Below are 1484 nucleotides of genomic sequence, written 5' to 3' on the forward strand. Positions count from 1 at the left end.
GCTTACGCGCCTGCGCAATGGCTGCGTCTGGCGCCAGATACCGGCCTCCATCGGAGAAACTGTCCGAGGTTATGTTGACGATGCCGAAAATGATGAGCGATTTATTCATGGGGGCTTCTATAATAATCTCTGTACACGACAAAAATAGATAACTCATTGAAATAATGTCACAATAATTGTTTTCTAACGACGAATACTATGACACATCTCAATGAGTTATATCTTATCTTAAACAAATCTCTAAAATGGAACAAGTCACATTTAAAGTGCTTTGCGCTCATCATGCTTGTGATTATTTTAAAGCAAACATGTAATCTTTCTTCTGCATCTAAAGCCTTGCCCATCAAGTGTTTACCACAATCATTTTATCGACGTATGCAGCGCTTCTTTGCAGGTCAGTATTTTGATTATCGTCAAATTTCTCAGTGTCATCACCAGAACGATGGTGATGACTACGGCGATCTGACCCCAAAGGATTCGGCCTCCGCGCAATGCAGGCTCCAGTCGGCAAAAGAGACGGAGCCGATCAGAGAGTAGGCAAAATCGGGACGGGCAACAGGAAAGAGGATGCCGGAGGGCTGCCGGATACTATCGGCGGCAAATAGGATGGATCGCCTGTGCCGTTATCGTGCCGGTCGAGTGCCATCCAGGAAACGATTGGGCGAATCGCCGTCACGCTTCATTTTGCCTGCGAGGTTGAGTAGATTTTTCAGTGCGGAGTTGCGATTGAACGGCGACCAGACGGCTGTAAAGGCAACCGGCTCCGGTTCATCGAGGAAGGGCAGGAAGACGATGCCGGTCGTCGGCAACAATGACGTTGCCTCGCCGACGATAGTGATGCCGAAGCCTTGTCCGACCATAGATAGCAGCGTGTCGCGCCCCACATCAAAGCGCCGGATCGACGGTGCGGGCCAACGCCCGGCAAGGCGCAGCACGATATGGTCATGGACCTGCGGGCCGGTGCCACCATAGCGAACAATGAAAGTCTCGCCGACCAGATCGGACCAAGTGATTGCGGACTGCCCGGCGAGGCGATGCCCATCCGATAGCACGGCCACCAGCGGTTCGGTCCAGATCGGTCGGGTATGGCAGTCGGGCATCTCGGGCTTGCCCGCGACGAACACCACGTCGAGCTGGTCAGCACGAAGCTGCATCACCGCATCGCGGGCTGTGCCTTCGGTGATCTCAACCTCAATGCCCGTATGTTCTTCCCGATAATGACGGATCAGCTCCGTGAGAAAGCTGCGTGGGATTAAGGCATGGATGCCGATGCGAAGCCGGCCGTATTCTCCTTGAGCTGTCATGCCTGCGGTCTTCACTGCGTGATCGAGTTGATCGACACCCGCCGTGACACGCTCCATGAAGTGCCTGCCTGCGTCTGTTAGCCGAACGCCCCGCGCATGGCGCTCAAATAGCAGGACACCAAGGTTATCCTCCAGCGCTTTCACACGCGCGCTGACGCTCGACTGGCTGATACCAAGTGC

At 53.9% G+C, this 1484-nt stretch carries 1 protein-coding gene and 3 pseudogenes; 1 reads left to right on the forward strand and 3 read right to left on the reverse strand.

The features are described from left to right. Positions 1 to 109, reverse strand: a pseudogene (locus FTU03_RS15925) (dihydropteroate synthase); the annotation flags it as partial. An 89-nt stretch (positions 110 to 198) separates the two neighbouring features. Between FTU03_RS15925 and FTU03_RS15930 the strand changes: the two are divergent. Next, positions 199 to 426: pseudogene (locus FTU03_RS15930) on the forward strand (IS4 family transposase); the annotation flags it as partial. 197 nt (positions 427 to 623) lie between these two features. Here the strand turns inward: FTU03_RS15930 and FTU03_RS15935 are convergent. Together FTU03_RS15935 and FTU03_RS16345 are read right to left on the reverse strand one after the other, a co-directional pair. Beyond that, positions 624 to 1304 (reverse strand): LysR family substrate-binding domain-containing protein, encoded by a 681-nt coding sequence (locus tag FTU03_RS15935; RefSeq protein ID WP_109354582.1) that lies wholly within the window; start codon positions 1302 to 1304, stop codon positions 624 to 626. Between the two features lie 3 nt (positions 1305 to 1307). Beyond that, a pseudogene (locus FTU03_RS16345) lies at positions 1308 to 1484 on the reverse strand (LysR family transcriptional regulator); the annotation flags it as partial.

Origin of the sequence: Acinetobacter sp. YH12046 (genome assembly GCF_013419905.1) — a bacterium.
GTDB lineage: Bacteria > Pseudomonadota > Gammaproteobacteria > Pseudomonadales > Moraxellaceae > Acinetobacter.

Coding starts and splice junctions, on each gene's coding strand:
- FTU03_RS15935 (WP_109354582.1), bottom strand. CDS start 1,304: ATGACAGCTCAAGGAGAATACGGCCGGCTTCGCATCGGCATCCATGCC.